The organism is Ruegeria sp. AU67 (genome assembly GCF_900312795.1).
In the GTDB taxonomy this organism is placed as follows: Bacteria; Pseudomonadota; Alphaproteobacteria; order Rhodobacterales; family Rhodobacteraceae; genus Ruegeria; species Ruegeria atlantica.
The window spans coordinates 99,365-115,898 of the sequence record NZ_OMPH01000030.1; the positions used below are offsets into that span (position 1 = coordinate 99,365).

Annotated in this window: 16 protein-coding genes; 5 read left to right on the top strand and 11 right to left on the bottom strand. The window is 57.9% G+C overall.

The window, feature by feature from the left end:
* The first annotated feature begins 85 nt into the window (after positions 1–85).
* From DK510_RS17295 to DK510_RS17305, 3 genes are read left to right on the top strand one after another with little or no spacing between them, the layout of a single operon-like run.
* Positions 86–1,159, top strand: a complete 1,074-nt coding sequence (locus DK510_RS17295; protein WP_109313145.1) for an AI-2E family transporter — start codon at positions 86–88, stop codon at positions 1,157–1,159.
* A 1-nt stretch (position 1,160) separates the two neighbouring features.
* Positions 1,161–1,850 carry a DnaA ATPase domain-containing protein gene (locus tag DK510_RS17300; protein ID WP_109313146.1) on the top strand — a complete coding sequence of 230 codons (690 nt, stop codon included), beginning with the start codon at positions 1,161–1,163 and terminating at the stop codon, positions 1,848–1,850.
* A gap of 49 nt (positions 1,851–1,899) precedes the next feature.
* On the top strand, positions 1,900–3,444 hold the full coding sequence (locus DK510_RS17305) for a Ppx/GppA family phosphatase (RefSeq protein ID WP_109313147.1): 1,545 nt from the start codon (positions 1,900–1,902) through the stop codon (positions 3,442–3,444).
* A 3-nt stretch (positions 3,445–3,447) separates the two neighbouring features.
* Here the strand turns inward: DK510_RS17305 and DK510_RS17310 are convergent, their stop codons facing one another.
* The 6 genes from DK510_RS17310 to scpA form a co-directional block, all read right to left on the bottom strand.
* A complete protein-coding gene (locus DK510_RS17310) occupies positions 3,448–3,822 on the bottom strand; it encodes a hypothetical protein (RefSeq protein WP_109313148.1) in 375 nt (124 codons plus the stop codon).
* Between the two features lie 37 nt (positions 3,823–3,859).
* Entirely contained in the window at positions 3,860–4,855 is a 996-nt protein-coding gene (locus tag DK510_RS17315) for an endonuclease/exonuclease/phosphatase family protein (protein ID WP_109313149.1), read from the bottom strand.
* Positions 4,856–4,858: 3 nt separating this feature from the next.
* On the bottom strand, positions 4,859–5,539 hold the full coding sequence (locus tag DK510_RS17320) for a molecular chaperone DjiA (RefSeq protein WP_109313150.1): 681 nt from the start codon (positions 5,537–5,539) through the stop codon (positions 4,859–4,861).
* A gap of 9 nt (positions 5,540–5,548) precedes the next feature.
* A complete protein-coding gene (locus tag DK510_RS17325) occupies positions 5,549–6,073 on the bottom strand; it encodes a GNAT family N-acetyltransferase (RefSeq protein WP_109313151.1) in 525 nt (174 codons plus the stop codon).
* Positions 6,070–6,672: a VOC family protein gene (locus tag DK510_RS17330; protein ID WP_109313152.1), complete on the bottom strand. Its 603-nt coding sequence runs from the start codon at positions 6,670–6,672 to the stop codon at positions 6,070–6,072. Before DK510_RS17330 ends, DK510_RS17325 begins: the two co-directional genes overlap by 4 nt.
* A gap of 104 nt (positions 6,673–6,776) precedes the next feature.
* Positions 6,777–8,903, bottom strand: a complete 2,127-nt coding sequence (gene scpA / locus DK510_RS17335; RefSeq protein ID WP_109313153.1) for a methylmalonyl-CoA mutase — start codon at positions 8,901–8,903, stop codon at positions 6,777–6,779.
* 168 nt (positions 8,904–9,071) lie between these two features.
* Here scpA and DK510_RS17340 point away from each other — a divergent pair, with 168 nt between their 5' ends.
* Positions 9,072–9,518 carry a DUF4174 domain-containing protein gene (locus tag DK510_RS17340; protein ID WP_109313154.1) on the top strand — a complete coding sequence of 149 codons (447 nt, stop codon included), beginning with the start codon at positions 9,072–9,074 and terminating at the stop codon, positions 9,516–9,518.
* Between the two features lie 76 nt (positions 9,519–9,594).
* Here DK510_RS17340 and DK510_RS17345 read toward each other — a convergent pair whose 3' ends face one another.
* Positions 9,595–11,640, bottom strand: a complete 2,046-nt coding sequence (locus DK510_RS17345) for an acetyl/propionyl/methylcrotonyl-CoA carboxylase subunit alpha (protein WP_109313155.1) — start codon at positions 11,638–11,640, stop codon at positions 9,595–9,597.
* A gap of 117 nt (positions 11,641–11,757) precedes the next feature.
* Positions 11,758–11,961, bottom strand: a complete 204-nt coding sequence (locus DK510_RS17350) for a hypothetical protein (protein WP_109313156.1) — start codon at positions 11,959–11,961, stop codon at positions 11,758–11,760.
* 650 nt (positions 11,962–12,611) lie between these two features.
* Here DK510_RS17350 and DK510_RS17360 point away from each other — a divergent pair.
* A complete protein-coding gene (locus DK510_RS17360; RefSeq protein ID WP_109313158.1) occupies positions 12,612–13,769 on the top strand; it encodes a DcaP family trimeric outer membrane transporter in 1,158 nt (385 codons plus the stop codon).
* Positions 13,770–13,855: 86 nt separating this feature from the next.
* On the opposite strand, the gene DK510_RS17365 is transcribed toward DK510_RS17360, so the two are convergent.
* From DK510_RS17365 to DK510_RS17375, 3 genes are all read right to left on the bottom strand, one after another.
* Positions 13,856–14,209 (bottom strand): hypothetical protein, encoded by a 354-nt coding sequence (locus DK510_RS17365; protein ID WP_058276835.1) that lies wholly within the window; start codon positions 14,207–14,209, stop codon positions 13,856–13,858.
* Between the two features lie 136 nt (positions 14,210–14,345).
* Positions 14,346–14,831 (bottom strand): DUF6497 family protein, encoded by a 486-nt coding sequence (locus tag DK510_RS17370; RefSeq protein WP_234999129.1) that lies wholly within the window; start codon positions 14,829–14,831, stop codon positions 14,346–14,348.
* A gap of 110 nt (positions 14,832–14,941) precedes the next feature.
* Complete coding sequence (locus DK510_RS17375; protein WP_109313344.1) at positions 14,942–16,474, bottom strand: acyl-CoA carboxylase subunit beta; 1,533 nt, start codon at positions 16,472–16,474, stop codon at positions 14,942–14,944.
* Positions 16,475–16,534: the final 60 nt, after the last annotated feature.

Here is a 16,534-nt window from a genome sequence, read left to right on the forward strand (position 1 = left end):
GGAAATTTCCATGGCATGAACCGCTTGCATCACGTGGCCGCTTACGCCAAGAACACCAGTAAGAGCCAAAAACAAGGGGACGAGCATGGCCTTGCCGGTAAAGGATCAACTCAGATACTGGGGCGTCGCGGCTGTCATTTTTGTGCTTTGCCTATGGGCACTTGGCGACGTTTTACTACCGTTTGTGATTGGCGGTGCGATCGCCTATTTCCTTGATCCGCTCGCAGATCGGCTGGAAAATCTGGGCCTGTCGCGCATGGCGGCCACGGCGATCATCACGGTTGTCGGCATTCTGGGCTTTGCTCTGGCAATTCTGATGGTTGTTCCCGCGCTGATTACCCAGTTGATCGAATTGGTCGAGGTTATGCCAAGCCTGTTCCAACAGCTGCGCAGCTTCATCGAACTACAGTTCCCGTCCCTTCTGGACCGCGAATCCAATTCGCACCAATTCCTCGTCTCACTGGGTGAAACGCTGAAATCCAAAACAGGCGATGTCTTGCAATCCGTCGCTGCCTCAGTGGGTTCGGCGATCAACGTCGTAGTTCTGTTGGTCATTGTTCCGGTTGTGGCCGTCTACATGCTGCTGGACTGGGACCGCATGATCGCCCGGATCGGTGATCTGCTGCCCCGCGATCACGCCCCCACGATCAAACGACTGTCCGGTGAAATTGACGCCGTTCTGGCCTCATTCGTTCGCGGCATGGGCACGGTCTGCCTGATCCTTGGCACCTATTACGCCGTGGCACTGATGGCGGTCGGCCTGCAGTTCGGACTGATCGTCGGTTTCATCGCGGGTCTGGTCACATTCATTCCCTACCTCGGCGCGCTTATCGGCGGCACGCTGGCCATCGGTCTGGCGCTGTTTCAGTTCTGGGGGGATTGGGCGCAGATCGGTTTGGTTGCCGGGATCTTTGCCCTGGGTCAGGTAACCGAAGGCAATTTCCTGACTCCAAAACTGGTTGGTAGCTCAGTGGGATTGCACCCAGTATGGTTGCTGCTGGCGTTGTCAGTATTCGGCGCCTTGTTCGGCTTTGTAGGGATGCTGATCGCTGTGCCCGTTGCTGCCGCACTGGGCGTGCTGGCGCGGTACGCAACATCGGTCTATTTGGGCAGCCGCCTGTATACCGGCCTCGAAAGCGCGGATCAGGAAGACCTGTAAGATGGCCCTTCAGCTAAGCTTTGATCTTCCGGCGAAAACTGCGCTGGGGCGTGAGGATTTTTTCGTCTCTCCCGCGAATGCACTTGCGGTTGCCATGATCTCGGCCACGTCCTGGCCGGGCAACAAACTGGTTCTGAGCGGCCCTGCGGGCGCAGGTAAAACCCATCTGGCACATGTCTGGGCGGCGGAAACCGGTGGTCGGATCATTCAGGCCGCGGATGTACGTCACGAAGACGTGCCGGATCTGGCACGCGCGCCTGTCGCGGTTGAAGACGTCCCGATGATCGCGCACGACTTAGAACAACAGAAAACACTGTTTCACCTGCACAATCTTGTGCTGGCCGAAGGCAACGCCCTTCTTATGACTGGACGGCTGGCCCCTAATTTCTGGCAACTTCCGTTGCCCGATCTCCAAAGCCGGATCGAGGGCGCGCATCACGTAGCGCTTGACCCGCCGGATGACGCATTGCTGGGCGCGGTTCTGGCCAAGCTGTTCGTGGATCGGCAGTTGAACCCCAGCCCCGAGGTTATCGCCTATCTGGTCAAACATATGGACCGGCGCTTTGAAACTGCCGCCAGTGTGGTGGCGCAACTGGACCAGCTTGCGCTATCGGAAAAGCGCGACATTACCCGCGCCTTGGCGGTGCGTGTTTTGAGCGCAGATTTGGATGATATCCAATCTGGGAATTGACCCACGCCGGGTCATCTCGCATTCTGCACGCGGAATATCTGGAAGAGACATGGATCAAACTGTCGTTACCGAAATCCCTGACTGGGGTCCGTTCGGAAAGCCCCTCTTTGATGACCCCCAAGCCCGAGCTCTGTCACGCGTGGGCGTGGTTGACGTCGGATCAAACTCAGTCCGGATGGTGATTTTTGACGGCGCCGCGCGCTCACCGGCTTATTTCTACAATGAGAAAGTGATGTGCGAGCTCGGCGCGGGCCTTTCGGACACAGGGCGGCTCAACCCAACGGGTCGCAAACGCGCCCTGGCCGCTTTGGGCCGGTTTGCCCAACTCTCCGATGACCTTGGCCTGCCCGGCCTGCATGTCGTCGCCACCGCAGCCGTACGCGAGGCCGAGGATGGCCCCGAGTTTTGTGCCGAGGTCAAAGCCGAAACCGGCCTGACCGTATCGGTCATTAACGGCGATGAAGAGGCTCGCCTGTCCGCGCAGGGTGTCCTGCTTGGATGGCCCGGCGCATATGGCCTGATCTGTGACATCGGCGGGTCCTCAATGGAATTGGCCGAGATCGGAGACGGCGGTGTCGGCCGGCGCCTGACCTCGGCGCTGGGACCGCTGAAACTACGGGACATCAAGGGTGGCCGGCGTGCACGCAAGGCGCACATCAAATCCACGATGGAGGATCTGCGCGACCAGATGGGGCCGCAACGCGATCGCCTGTTCCTTGTAGGCGGAAGCTGGCGAGCATTTGCGCGCCTGGACATGCTGCGTCGGGGTTATCCCCTGAACGTTCTGCATGAATATCGCATGACCACCAAGCAGGTGCGCGAGACCATTAAATTCATCGAAAAAGGTGACCCGGAAAAGCTGCGCAGCAAAGCCGGTGTGTCGGGATCACGGATGGCGCTGATCCCCTATGCGATGGATGTGCTGGCACGCTTGATCCGCACGTTCAAACCCAAGGATATCGCCATTTCCAGCTATGGTATCCGCGAGGGTCTGCTTTACGAGCAGATGCCACAAAACCTGCGGGACCGCGATCCGTTGATCGAGGCGAGCCGTTTTTCCGAAGCCAAGGACGCCCGCCTGCCCGGTTTTGGAAAACACCTGCTTGATTTCGTGATGCCGCTGTTCAAATCAGCCCCGCCCGCGCGTATCCGCCTGATAAAGGCCGCCTGTCTATTGCACGACGTAAGCTGGCGCGCACATCCTGACTATCGGGCCGAGGTCTGTTTCGACTACGTCACACGTGCCAATCTGGGCGGCTTGAAGCACTCGGAGCGAGTTTATATCGGGCTGGCCCTGCAGCACCGGTATCGCAACAAACGCGAGGGCAACCGCTTCACCGCACTGTACGAACTCCTAGACGAGAAAGATCAAAAACAGGCCGAGATTTTAGGCAAAGCCATGCGGTTTGGTGCCATGCTGTGGATGCAGAACGATGCGCCGATGGCGACTTTGAAATTTTACCCCAAGAAGCAACAACTGGACCTGTTCTTGCCAACTGCAGCACGCCCCCTGTTCAACGAAGTGGCCGAGGCACGGCTAAAGTCACTCGGCAACGCTTTGAAATCCGAAACCCGCGTCATCATCCGGGACTAGATATCAAATCTCGGTTTCGCCCTCAGGCGCGTCTTCAGGGATCTCTGGCTGGGCATCTGGGTTCTGCGGTGGTTTTTTGCGGATAATTATATCGCCGTTAGGCAGGATCTCGGGTGCTTCATAGGCGCTCCAATCCTCAATCTCATCTGCCAGCTCGGCCAAGGCGGGCCCCATTTCCGCAATAAATGACTGCATTGCAGGGCCAAACTGTTCAGCGAGTCCCAGCAGTTCATCCAATGCAGGCTCCATCTCCTGGCGCAAGCCTTCAAAGAACAGCTCTGCCCCCTGCTCCATCAGGGATTTGTTCCCCTCTTCCTCGGCAAAAGCCGGAAGGGCCATAGTGACGGTCAACGCGCAGATTGGAATGAAACGTTTCATATCGAAAATATAGGGCAACTGAAACGCGGTTGAAAGATCACAGCTCGATATCCAGAGTGACAGGGAAATGGTCAGACGCGGTTAGCAACGCTTCATGTAGATCCATCGCATCACGGCAAGCCGGATCGCGAAACGGATGCCATATGCGCCAGTCCGGGCGACGATCCTTTAACCCATCGCTGATCATAATATAGTCCAGCAACGCCTCAAGATACCCGCGATCTTGGGGCCGATAAAAGCGCGCGGTCGACGGGCGTTCACCCGGTTCTGACCCGAAGGCCGTATCCGCGTGGGGGTCAAACACCCCCGATTGCAGCAGGATTTCAACCGATGAGCGACCAAACAAGTTTTCGAATTCGTCCAGCCCCGGACCATCGTTCAGATCGCCCATTAAGATCATCTGTTCATCAGCCGCCAGATGCGCCTTGATCCGCCTGCCCAGCCAGATCGCCTGAGCCAGCTGTTTCCGACGATTGGCGATCGAGATGCGGATCGCCGCATCGCGGGTTTCCGCCCCATGAGGCGCCTTTGACTTCAGATGCGCGCCAATAAGACGAAACCGTTCGCCTGCCTTGGTTTCGGCGGCTAGTTCCATTGGCGGCTTGGAAAACTGTACCTGATCCTCGGTTGCGTCGATATCGAGGTCGATGTGAAACTCCTGATCGAAACGCGGGGCCCGTTGCCCTCCGTCTTTTGGATCATGTCGCACCGTCAGAACGCGCGGGTCATACAACAAGGCCAGTTCTTGATGTGTATCGTTGGCAAACCCCATCACGGCTTCGCTGGTGCGCAGATCGAAAGCCTCGGCAAAGTTTTGTAGCGCGCGGACCGTGTTCTGAGATTTCCCTGTGTTTGGTGCTTCGACAACCAGCACAGCATCCGCATCGATCGCCGTCAAAACTTTGGCGATGGCCTCGATCTGTTGCGCCTTGGTGACATCATGGCGACCTGACCAACTGTCATCGGCGATCAGTTCGTCATGACGATCAAACAGATTGGCGAACCACTCGATGTTATAAGTCGCGAGGCGCATGCCTCAGGCCTGCGCGCCGTTGATTTCGTCCCAGGCGCGGTTGATGTCGATCATCTTCTTTTCAGCCAAACGTACGGCCTCTTCTGGGACACCACGTGCCAACATCGCATCGGGATGTGTTTCGCGCACAAGTTGCCGCCAGACCTTACGAATATCGGGTAACGGCATGTCCCGTGGCACCCCAAGAACCGTGTAGGGATCATTGGGCGCATCAGGCACAAAACGGGCACGCAAGGCCATGAACTGCGCATCGGTCTGGCCGAAAATATGGCTGACCTCTTCCAGAAACTCGTTTTCGTTGGGGTGATAGAACCCGTCCGCCATGGCGATGTGGAACAACCCCTCCATCAAATCGCACAACGTGGTGCTGTCTTCGGAAAACATGCGCGCGATCTTGTGGGCATAGTCCTGATAGCCCGCAACATCCGTGCGGGCCATATTGAACACGCGCGCCGCGCCTTCCTCATCATCGCGGGCAATCTGGAACACGTCGCGAAACGCCGTGACCTCATCCCGCGTCACCTGCCCGTCAGCCTTGGCCATTTTCGCGCCCAGTGCGATCACTGCGATGGTGAAGGCCACCGACCGTTCGGGTGGCGAGCGTAGCTTTTCAAAGACAGCGGTAAGGCTTTCACCCTGGGCAAGCGCGCTTAGCGCATCGGATATACGGATCCAGATCGACATGAGCGCACCCTAGCGTCCCAAATCGGGACTGTCAGGTGCAACCAAACCGTCTGTGGCAAGAATTTTCTGCATCAGCACAAGGTCCAGACGTTTCCCCCACTTGAACCCAACCTCGAACATGCGTCCGACTTCAACAAAGCCCACGGCCGTGTGAAAAGAAACTGCCCTCGGATTTGCCGAAGAAATCCCCGCCACCAGTGCATGAGTTCCCTCTGCCCGGGCGGCGACCTCAAGCGCCCGCATCAAAGCGCGCCCCGTACCTTGTCCGCGCGCATCAATGGCCAGTTGGATCGTCAGCTCGCGGCACTGCGCGTATCCCGGACCGGATCGAAACGGACCATAAGTCGCAAACCCAAGAATCTGTTCGTCCTGTTCAGCCACAAAATAGGCCGGACCACGCGCTTCGATGTCACGCGCGATGCTGTCCACACTGCGTTCGTCGGTTGTGAATGTTACCAGCGTGTCGCGGATGATTGCATTGGTGATCGCAGCTATCTCTTTGACATCCGCTGCTTTGGCCTGCCTGATTTTCATTCCAACACGCGCTTCCCGTGCGGAGTTTCGAACTCTGCCTGCAATGCGGCCGGGCCTGTGTCAAAAACCACAGCGTCCATTTCGCCTAGCAGCCTGGCAAGCTCCAGCGCGTCCGGGTGAAAAACCACCAACCGACGCAAGCGACATCCGCTATCCTGCAGCATATTTGCCGGATGCAAATCTCCGTGCCACTGAATAAGCGCCGGGAACAGATTGTCGAAGGGCAGACGCCCGTTTGGCGGAACCGCCATTTGCCAGCGTAACGCCCCGCGGGCCAGGTCGATCGGGTGGCCCACCCCATCCGGAAACACGGTCAACGAGGCTGAAATGTCCGGCACCCGGCATATCCAGTTGGTAAGGCGCGGCGCACCCTTGAACCGGTCCAGATCAAACCATCTGGTTCTTTGCGGATTCGGTGCCTGTGGGTCAATCGCGATGGCCTCAAGATACAAGCCGTCTCGCAATCCTAACAGGCGGTTATATGTGCCAAACCTTTCATGCTTGCCGCCTTCCTGCAGCGGTACTCCCAATGCCTGTTCGACATGGGCAGACGCTTCTTCGAGCGCTTCGCCCGCAACCGCCAGATGATCCAGTAACACGCAGCGCCTCCTATGAAAAACGACCAAACCCTATCGGATCTGGTCGCATGTTTTCCTTAAAGACGGTGGATCACAAGATTTTTCGACGAAAATCTTTGAAAGCCTCAGCCTTTCGCTTCACCGATCAGGCGCAGAATGTCCTCAGCGGCTTCGGGGATGTTGGTGCCCGGGCCAAAGATCGCTTTGACGCCGTGATCATAGAGGAATTGATAATCCTGCTGCGGGATCACCCCGCCGCAGATTACAAGAATGTCCTCGGCACCGGCTTTCTTCAGCTCTTCTACTAGCTGCGGTGCCAGTGTTTTGTGCCCCGCTGCCTGCGACGAAATACCGATGACGTGCACGTCGTTGTCCACGGCGTCCTGCGCGGCCTCAGCCGGGGTTTGGAACAGCGGGCCTACATCCACGTCAAACCCGATATCCGCAAAGGCGGTTGCGATCACCTTGGCACCGCGGTCATGCCCGTCTTGCCCCATCTTGACCACAAGCAGGCGTGGACGGCGGCCTTCGGCCTCGGCAAACTCTTCGATGGATTTCTGGATCGCAGCAAAGCCTTCATCGCCTTCATATGCCGCGCCATAGACACCGGCCAGCGTTTTCACTTCGGCGCGGTGGCGACCGAATTCTTTTTCCATTGCCATGCTGATCTCTCCTACGGATGCACGGGCGCGGGCGGCCTCAACGGCAGCAGCCAGCAGGTTTCCACCCTCGCGGGCGGTCTTGGTCAGAGCATCCAGTGCCGTTTGACAGGCGGCTTCGTCACGGGTTGCACGGATACGTTCCAATCGCGCGACCTGAGCTTCGCGCACGGCCACATTGTCGACGTCCAGAATGTCGATCGGGTCTTCCTGTTCCTTGCGGTACTTGTTGACGCCGACGATCACCTCGTCACCCCGGTCAATCATGGCCTGACGGCGGGCGGCGCTTTCCTCGATCCGCAGCTTGGGCATACCGCTGGCAACGGCCTTGGTCATACCGCCCATTTCCTCGACCTCTTCCATCAGAGCCCAGGCTTTTTCGATCAACTCGTTGGTCAGGCTTTCGATGTAATACGAACCGGCCAGCGGATCGACCACATCGGTCACACCGGTTTCCTCTTGCAGAACCAGCTGCGTGTTCCGCGCGATACGGGCCGAGAAGTCGGTCGGCAGCGCAATCGCCTCGTCCAACGCGTTGGTGTGCAACGACTGGGTGCCGCCCAGAACCGCGCTCATCGCTTCATAGGCGGTACGGATCACGTTGTTATAGGGATCCTGTTCCTGCAAAGACACGCCGGACGTCTGACAGTGGGTGCGCAGCATCTTGGACCGCTCGGATTTCGCGCCAAAATCGGTCATCACCCGGTGCCACAGCGTACGGGCGGCGCGCAGTTTGGCGATCTCCATGAAGAAGTTCATGCCGATGGCAAAGAAGAACGACAGACGGCCTGCGAACTTGTCCACGTCCATCCCGGCCTGTGTCGCTGCTCGGACGTATTCACGCCCGTCGGCCAGCGTATAGGCCAGTTCCTGCACCAGGTTCGCCCCGGCCTCTTGCATGTGATAGCCCGAGATCGAGATCGAGTTGAATTTCGGCATCTCATTCGATGTGAATTCAATGATGTCCGAGATGATCTTCATCGAAGGCTCAGGCGGGTAAATATAGGTGTTTCGGACCATGAACTCTTTCAGAATGTCATTCTGAATGGTGCCGGACAGGACAGATTTGTCATGCCCCTGCTCTTCGCCTGCAACGATGAAACTTGCCAGGATCGGGATCACCGCGCCGTTCATGGTCATCGAGACCGAGACCTTATCCAACGGAATACCGTCGAACAGGATCTTCATGTCCTCGACGCTGTCGATTGCCACACCGGCCTTGCCCACGTCACCGACAACGCGCGGATGGTCACTGTCATAGCCGCGGTGCGTCGCCAGATCGAAAGCGACCGACACACCCTGCTGACCGGCCGCCAGATTGCGGCGATAGAACGCGTTTGATTCTTCGGCGGTCGAGAAGCCTGCATATTGGCGGATCGTCCAAGGGCGGCCCGCATACATGGTCGCCTTCACACCGCGCGTAAAAGGACCGAACCCAGGCAGCGACCCCATATGCGGCAGCTCAGCGGTGTCTTCCTGCGTGTAAAGAGGTTTGACGTCGATACCTTCCAAAGTCTCTTTGGTCAGGTCGTCCAACGGGCGTCCGCGCAGCTCTTTCTCGGCCAGCGCCTGCCAGTCTTTCGTATCGGTCATTGCGTATTCCTTTTCTCAATTCGGGTCGCGAACAGGCTTGGCCTGCGCGTTTTAACGTTCGGTGCCGCGCGTCGCGGCAGGTGTAAACGCGATATTTTGAAGCCTGCGTGCATTTCGCCGGTCGCATTCACCGGCGCAGAGGCTATATTCAAACGAACAGGAGGCCCTATGACACGAACGCTTGCCCTTGTTTTCTCGGCACTATTCCCGCTGGCCGCGATGGCGGCAGACGGGTCTGCGCCCGCCGATGAAGATTTTGTCCGCCCCGCTGGTGACACCGAACTGAGCGAATATTTATGGGTCAGCCGGCCCATCGTCGTCTTTGCCGATACCCCAGCCGACCCGCGTTTCCGGCAGCAAATCGACATGCTACTGGAAGACGAAGCGGCCATGCGTGACCGGGATGTGGTCGTGCTGACCGATACCGATCCGTCCGCCCGTTCGCCGATCCGGTCACAATTGCGCCCGCGCGGCTTCCAGATGGTGTTCGTCGACAAGGACGGTGTGGTCAAACTGCGCAAACCTTCGCCATGGCGCGCGCGTGAAATCGGACGTTCCATCGACAAAACACCCCTGCGCGAACGCGAAATCCGCGAACGGCGCGAGGGCGGCTGAGCGCTTTCGCCACGCCCAAAGCTCCCGGCGCGAACCGCCGGGAAACCATGGAGATATGGTGAAAACGCGATCATGATCACTCGAACTCGATGATCACGTCGTCCACGGCGAGGTTGTCGCCGGGGCCTGCGTTGACTTTGGACACGACGCCTTTCTTCTCGGCGCGCAGGATGTTTTCCATCTTCATCGCCTCAACAGTGCACAGCGCCTGACCTTCCTGTACTTCCTGACCCACTTCGACGTCGATCTTTACGATCAGGCCGGGCATCGGGCACAGCAGCATTTTCGAAGTATCCGGCGGCAGCTTTTCGGGCATCATACGGGCCAGTTCGGCCTGACGCGTCGTGCGGACATGAACCTTGAGGTCTGCGCCCCGGTTGCGAATACGGAACCCGCCCGAGATTTTTCCGACCTTCAGAACCAGCGGGCTGCCATCGACGTCCAGTACCGCCAAGTGATCGCCCGGTGTCCAGTCCGAAGTGACCCGCATTGCGGTATCGTCCGGGAACGTCACGGTTGACCCATCGCGATCTGCATCAATCTCAACCGCATATTCCTGCCCTTGCAGGGTGACGACCCAATCAGAGCCGACCTTGCGTTCGTGGTTGTCCATCCGACCAGACACGCGGGTGCGGCGAATTTCGGCCACGCGGTGCATCGCGGCACAGGACGCGGCGATCCGGCGCAGATCGGCCTCGGGCAGTTCGACGCCTTCGAAACCCTCGGGATATTCCTCGGCGATAAAGGCCGTGGTCATCTCGCCGCTGACGAATTTCGGATGGTCCATCACAGCCGACAGGAAGGGCAGATTGTGGCCAATGCCTTCGACCTCAAAGCTGTCGAGCGCAACGCGCATCGCCTCGATCGCCGCCTCACGGGTCGGGGCCCAGGTGCACAGCTTGGCGATCATCGGGTCATAGTACATGCTGATCTCGCCGCCCTCATAGACGCCGGTATCGTTGCGCACGGCGGCTTCCCCTTCGGGCGCGTCACCTTGCCATTTACCGTTCACCAACAGCGGACCAGAGGCAATCTCTTGCGGCGGACGATAACGGGACAGACGACCAATCGACGGCAGGAAGCCGCGATAGGGGTCCTCGGCATACAGGCGGTTTTCGATGGCCCAGCCGGTCAGGGTCACGTCGTCCTGCGTGATCGACAGCTTTTCACCGGCCGCCACACGGATCATCTGTTCGACAAGGTCAACACCGGTGATCAGCTCGGTGACCGGGTGTTCCACCTGCAGACGCGTGTTCATCTCGAGGAAGTAGAAATTCTTGTCGCCATCGACGATGAATTCAACCGTACCGGCGCTGGCATAGTCCACGGCCTTGGCCAGTGCCACGGCCTGTTCGCCCATCGCCTTACGGGTCGCTTCGTCCAGGAACGGCGACGGAGCTTCTTCGACCACTTTCTGGTTCCGACGCTGGATCGAGCATTCACGCTCGCCCAGATAGATGCCGTTGCCGTGGCTGTCGCACAGGACCTGAATCTCGATGTGACGCGGCTGGGTCACGAATTTTTCGATAAAGATCCGGTCGTCACCGAACGAATTCGCGGCCTCGTTTTTGGACGACTGGAAGCCCTCGCGTGCCTCTTCATCATTCCACGCGATCCGCATGCCCTTTCCGCCGCCGCCGGCACTGGCCTTGATCATGACCGGATAGCCGACTTCGTTGGAGATCTTGACGGCCTCTTCTGCGTCTTCGATCAGCCCCATGTAACCGGGAACGGTGGAAACACCGGCTTCTTGCGCGATCTTCTTCGAGGTGATCTTGTCGCCCATGCTTTCGATTGCCCGAACCGGCGGACCAACAAATGCAACGCCTTCGGCCTCAAGCGCCTCGGCGAATTTCGAATTTTCCGACAGGAAGCCATAACCAGGATGCACCGCCTGGGCCCCACTCTGGCGAATGGCATCCATGACCTTGTCGATCACAATATAGGACTGGTTCGCAGGCGGCGGGCCGATATGCACCGATTCATCCGCCATCGACACATGCAAGGCGTTCTTGTCTGCATCCGAATAGATGGCAACGGTGCCGATACCCATCTTGCGGGCTGTCTTGATGACCCGGCAGGCGATCTCGCCCCGGTTGGCGATCAGGATCTTGTTAAACATGGAACGTCCTTTGTCTTGATGTTCTGAGAACGCAAAACGCCGCCGCAGGGAACGTTCCCCACGGCGGCGTGATGCGCGATGACGGTCGGGGCGACGCGCGCCCCGAAAAACCCGGTATTACCTACAGTTGTTTTGTGTCTTGCAGTACAGTACGTTGCCCGCCGCGCCGACAACCGCGCCGAACAGCGGGTCGGCGCTGACAACAGCCGCCCCGACGGCGCCTGCGCCGCCGCCAAGCAGCGCCTGTTCGCCCGTCGTGTCACCACAGGCAGCAACGCCTGCGCAGGTCGCCATTGCAAGAACGAGTTTCGAGATTCGCATGATATCTGCCCCTTTGGAATTCTTGATGCGTTCCGGGGCAGATGTCCGATTTCAACCTTGTTATTCAATAACAGGCCGTCCTGAACAGAGTTTTGCGCAGATTTGTGCCGCTTTACGCCTGGATATTGCGCAAAGAAAAACGCGGGCAGGACTTTGTGAACATCACAAGCCTGCCCGCGGAAGGAAGGGGTACGGAATAGTAGGTGCTTGTGCGACGCAGGCAAAGTAGAGCCGCACGGCTTGGTCAGGTTGCTTGGCACAATCAAATGCGTAAACAAAGTATTGTTTCCGGTCAGGATTCCGGCTGGAAATCGCCCATTGGGCGAATGCGCGCGCAGATTCGCGCCGAGATCAGATGCAGTTTTGGGGGTGAAACGCGAGACCAATGCCGTCACGTTGCTGTTACTTTTCCTCAGCAATTGGTCTGTTTCTGCGCCTGCAACATCACGGGTTGCGAAAAAGGGCGCCAGAATTTGTCTTTTCAAACGCAAAGGGTTAACCGATCTGTTCACCTTAGGGTGAAAACGGTCCGAAAGTTTTGCACGTTTCCTTGAGAAACTAGGCGCTTTCCATCCCGTTCTCGTGATTTCCCTCAAGTTCTCTTGCGTGGAACGGTACCCGTGCACACTCGCACACAAGGAAATATCCACATGATTGCAAAGAGAAAAACGGCGTTGCTGCTTGCCGTGTCCGCGCTTGGCATGTCCGCCGCGGCTGCTTTCGCCCAAGACGCCCAGACGCAAACGGAACTTGATGCCCTGCGTGCCCGCGTCGAAGCCCTCGAGGCCGCAAATCCCGGCGCTGGCACTGGCGATCTTCGAATCGGAAACACCACTCTTGATGTTTATGGGTACGTTAAGGCTGATTTCTTCTACGACACGGACTTTGAACTGGGCGATCTTGCCGATGCGACCCGAATTGGCGAGCCAGCAAACGCCACCAGCGGCACCTTTGGGGCCACCGTGCGCCAATCGCGCATCGGGCTTCGGACCAATACGCCGTCTGCCATCGGCGATATTGCCGGCCAGCTGGAACTGGATCTGTTTTCCGGCGGGACGGATGGGCCTGCTGAACTGCGCCTGCGCCACGCCAATATCCGTATTGGTGATAACTGGTTGATCGGTCAATTCTGGACCAACTTCCAGCCGTTGGACACCTATCCCACGACCGTTGAATTCAACGGCCCCGTTGGCATTCCTTTCGCTCGCGTCCCTCAAGTGCGCTATACGAACACGCTGGGCTCTGACACAACCTTTGCGGTGGCGATCGAGGAAAACGTTGGCGGCTCGGATTCGAATGACCCCGTCCTGACCGGCTCTATCGAATACAACAACGGTACCTACCTGGCCCGCGCCTCGGCTTTGTATGGTAAGGCGCAATCCAGCGCGGTCGAAGTGGATCAGACCGGCTATACCCTCTCGGCTGGCATCCGGCCCTGGCAAGGCGGTTTGTTTCAGGTCAACTATGTCGACGGCGAGGCTTTGGGCCCCTACCTGATCGCTGCCGGTGACGCCATCGTCAACGGACAGGCCAACGACGTGGATGGATTTACCGTGGAATTCCGCCAGGAACTGAGCCCCAAATGGAACGTCGGCATCGCTTATGGGCAAGAGAATTACGACCTGCCGACCTCGACCGGGACCCTGTCCTTTACCGAGGTTGAAACGATCCACGTGAACGCCTTTTACAAAGCGACCGACAATCTGACGCTTAGCGCCGAATACTTCTATGGTGAGCGGAACGATGCACCGACCGGACGCACCTTTGACAGCAACCGAATTCAATTGGCGGCGCAACTGAACTTCTGACCACACATACCGACCCTGCCCCGACACGGGCAGGGTTTTTGGCCGGGAATGCCCCAAGGTGCTATGTGCGACAGCGGATTGCACGATCAGCGCACCCCGTCAAAAATTTCGGGGAAGGAAATCCGGCCCACATTCGGATCAATGACCAAAAGCGCGTCGTAACTAGCTGGATCAAAAGGATCTTCGGCCGGAATGACTTCGCGTTCGAACAGCCAGCAAAGACGGCCAGCATCCAAATTGCCCCTCTCAAACGGTTGGTCGCCAAAATGCGCCCACAGGGCCTCCATAAAAGCCGCATCCGCGCGCTTGTCCGCGGGTTTACGATCTCGAAACCGCTCGCGGCGGGTCAGGGGCGTCACGCCTTTGGGATTGGCCCGACGAATAATGAACTGAAAGTCAGTTCCCGGCAGGCGCCCGGGAAATCCGCGATGTTTCAGCATGGTTCCACCTCAGTTGCACAAGGGGTCATGGGGATCAGATATTCACATCCGTCACAGGATGATGTCATGGTGCGCACCTCCAAAGCCGCGTAGCTGTTCAGAAATGCCCTGACGGGATGAATAGCGCGATTCATAGTCAAAGCCCCTCCCAGATACACCGGGACTGTTCCAGCCGGTAGGCTTCAAAGAACTGCGTGGCATCAGGGGATGTACGGCCGAATTCGATGGGCCGGTCAGACAGGGAAATGACCACCCGGGCAGCGTCCAGTTCGTATTTAGCCACATAAGTAACCGCAAGCGTCTGGCACAGATGTTCCATGTCGACCGAGGCGATATCGTACCCGATCCGGCCAATGTCCGAACCGATCTTGGGCGCAATAAAGCGAAATCGCACCCAAAGTTCACCGGGGTTATTGTCCAGCAGAACGTCGCTCAGGTGCACTGGCTGTCCGGACGGGACCGGCAACAGGTTTTCGGAGTCAGCCAGAACGGGGATCGCAAAAACCGACAGTACAACAGCTAAGGCGCGATCCCGGACCCGCCACAGGCGAGCTCCTCTCTCCGGGATCGCGCGCGCCTGGCTTTCGGCCCGCGCTGTTCTATGTCTTATTGGGCAACTCATTAGCAGTTGTGGCCTCAAAGTCAATTTTGCACCCAAGTAATCTGCCCTGACCGTTTGTCCGAGACGCTGTCCAAACCGTTTTGGCCGGGCAGATTTCCTGGCACATCCCCTCAAAGAGGGATGTTGTCGTGCTTTTTCCACGGGTTTTTCACGTGCTTGTTCCGCAAGCTGGCAAAGGCCCGCGAAACGCGACGGCGGGTCGATTGAGGCATGATCACCTCATCGATAAAGCCACGCTCAGCCGCGACAAACGGGTTCGCAAACCTGTCCTCATAATCCTGCGTGTGCTGCACAATTTTCTCGGCATCGCCCAGATCGGCACGGTGGATGATTTCGGTCGCGCCCTTTGCGCCCATTACCGCAATCTCGGCCGTGGGCCAGGCATAGTTGAAATCGCCGCGCAGATGCTTGGAGGCCATAACATCATAGGCACCACCATAAGCCTTACGGGTGATGACGGTAACTTTTGGCACCGTGGCTTCACCGTAAGCAAACAACAGCTTGGCGCCGTGCTTGATCACTCCGCCATATTCCTGCGACGTCCCCGGCAGGAAACCAGGCACATCTACCAGCGTCAGGATCGGAATTTCGAAGCAATCGCAGAACCGCACAAACCGCGCGGCCTTGCGCGAGCTGTCGATGTCCAGACAACCGGCCAAAATCATCGGCTGATTGGCTACAACGCCCACTGTCTGCCCTTCAAGCCGGATGAACCCGGTGATGATGTTTTTGGCAAAATCCTCCTGAATTTCGTAAAAATCACCCTCATCCGCCACTTTGGTGATGAGTTCCTTCATGTCGTACGGCGTATTAGGGTTGTCGGGGATCAATGTATCCAGCGAGGTTTCCAGACGGTCGGGTTCGTCAAAGAACGGGCGCACTGGTGGCTTTTCGCGGTTGTTGAGCGGCAGGAAATCAACCAAACGGCGCACCTCGGCCAATGCTTCAACGTCGTTCTCAAACGCTCCGTCAGCAACCGAGGATTTCTTGGTATGGGTCGACGCCCCACCCAGTTCCTCGGCGGTAACGACTTCGTTTGTGACCGTCTTGACCACGTCGGGGCCGGTCACAAACATGTACGAGGTGTCTTTGACCATGAAGATAAAGTCGGTCATCGCCGGGCTGTAGACTGCGCCACCAGCACAGGGCCCCATGATCACGCTGATCTGCGGAACCACGCCTGACGCCATGATGTTGCGCTGGAACACCTCGGCATAACCAGCCAGCGACGCCACGCCTTCCTGAATTCGCGCCCCGCCCGAGTCGTTAATGCCAATCACCGGTGCACCGTTCTGAACGGCCATATCCATGATCTTGCAGATCTTCTGAGCATGGGTTTCCGAAAGTGAGCCGCCAAAGACTGTAAAGTCCTGGCTGAACACATAAACCATGCGACCATTGATGGTACCCCAGCCAGTAACGACACCGTCACCCGCTGGCCTTTGCTTCTCCATCCCGAAATCGGTACACCGATGGCTGACAAACATGTCGAATTCTTCAAAGCTGCCTTCATCCAGCAACAGTTCGACCCGTTCACGTGCAGTAAGTTTGCCGCGCGAGTGCTGTGCGTCGATGCGCTTTTGTCCACCACCCAGCCGCGCGTTGTCGCGACGGTCTTCAAGTTCGGAAAGGATGTCTTTCATAACGATGATCCCCTGTAAAATCTGGCCGGACACTATACGCAGATGCCGCAAGACCAAAGT